The organism is Roseicyclus sp. (assembly GCF_052168335.1).
Lineage (GTDB): Bacteria > Pseudomonadota > Alphaproteobacteria > Rhodobacterales > Rhodobacteraceae > Roseibacterium.
In genome coordinates this window covers 1-1,772 of record NZ_JBQLZP010000622.1, presented here as the reverse complement: position 1 = coordinate 1,772, position 1,772 = coordinate 1, and the positions used below count along the sequence as shown (strand labels likewise).

Here is a 1,772-nt window from a genome sequence, read left to right as displayed (position 1 = left end):
GGTCAGCGGCTCGAAGTAGAGCCGGTCCGAGGTGTCGTAGTCGGTCGAGACCGTCTCGGGGTTGCAGTTGACCATGATGGTCTCGAAGCCCGTATCGCTGAGCGCGAAGCAGGCGTGGCAGCAGCAGTAGTCGAACTCGATCCCCTGGCCGATGCGGTTCGGGCCGCCGCCGAGGATGACGACCTTCTTGGCACCGCTCGGACGCGCCTCGCACTCCGCCTCGCCGAGGACGGGGTGCTCGTAGGTCGAGTACATGTAGGGCGTCTGCGCCTCGAACTCGGCGGCGCAGGTGTCGATCCGCTTGAACTGCGCCACGACGCCCAGGTTCAGGCGCGCGCGGCGGATGTTGCTTTCCTCGCGCCCCGTCAGGCGGGCGAGGCGGGCGTCGGTGAAGCCCATGATCTTGAGCGCGCGGATGCCCTCCTCCGTCACCGGCAAGCCCTCGCGGCGGATGCGCGCCTCGGCGTCCACGATCTCGCGGATGCGGGCGAGGAACCAGGGGTCGAACTTCGTCACGGCGGCGATCTCGTCGTCCGAAAGTCCGTGCCGCATCGCCTGCGCGATGATCCGAAGGCGGTCGGGCGTCTGACGGCTGAGCGCCTTGACGATGGCGGCCGGGTCCTCGGCGCCGGGGATCTCGATCTCGTCGAAGCCGGTCAGCCCGGTCTCGAGCGAGGCCAGCGCCTTCTGCACGCTCTCGTGGAAGGACCGCCCGATGGCCATCGCCTCGCCCACCGACTTCATGGCCGTGGTCAGCGTCGGCTCGGAGCCGGGGAACTTTTCAAAAGCGAACCTCGGGATCTTCGTCACCACGTAGTCTATGGTGGGTTCGAAGGATGCCGGTGTCACTTTCGTGATGTCATTGTCCAATTCATCCAGAGTGTAACCCACAGCCAGCTTGGCCGCGATCTTCGCGATGGGGAAGCCGGTTGCCTTCGACGCCAGCGCCGAGGAGCGGCTGACGCGGGGATTCATCTCGATCACCACCATGCGCCCGTCCACCGGGTTCACGGCCCATTGCACGTTCGAGCCGCCGGTCTCCACCCCGATCTCGCGCAGCACGGCGATCGAGCCGTTGCGCATGATCTGGTATTCCTTGTCGGTCAGCGTCAGCGCGGGGGCGACGGTGATCGAGTCGCCCGTGTGCACGCCCATCGGGTCCACGTTCTCGATGGAGCAGACGATGATCGCGTTGTCCGCCTTGTCGCGGACGACCTCCATCTCGAACTCCTTCCAGCCCAGCAGCGACTCGTCCACGAGGATCTGCGCGACGGGCGAGGCCTCCATCCCGGTGCGGCAGTAGTATTCGTATTCCTCGCGGTTGTAGGCGACGCCGCCGCCGGTGCCGCCGAGCGTGAAGGCCGGGCGGATGATCGCGGGCAGGCCCACGTATTCGATCGCCTCGACCGCCATCTGGAGACCGGCCTTGATGTCGTACTTGCCGTCCGCCTTCTTCGGTGCGGAGATGATCGTCGCCTTGGGGTTCTCCAGCCCGATCCGGTCCATCGCCTCGCGGAAGAGCTTGCGGTCCTCGGCCATCTCGATGGCCTCGCGCTTGGCGCCGATCATCTCGACGCCGAACTTCGCGAGCACGCCCATCTCCTCGAGCGCGAGCGAGGTGTTGAGCCCGGTCTGCCCGCCCATCGTGGGCAGGAGGGCGTCGGGCCGCTCCTTCTCGATGATCTTGGCGACGACCTCGGGCGTGATCGGCTCGATGTAGGTGGCGTCCGCCATGCCGGGATCGGTCATGATCGTCGCGGGGTTGGAGTTGA

The 1,772-nt window shown here is 66.6% G+C and carries 1 protein-coding gene; it reads right to left on the bottom strand.

What is annotated here, in order from left to right; translation table 11 throughout:
• Nucleotides 1–1,772: carbamoyl-phosphate synthase large subunit (gene carB, locus ACTS11_RS19085; protein WP_442641874.1), on the bottom strand; the 1,772-nt coding region annotated here is incomplete at both ends.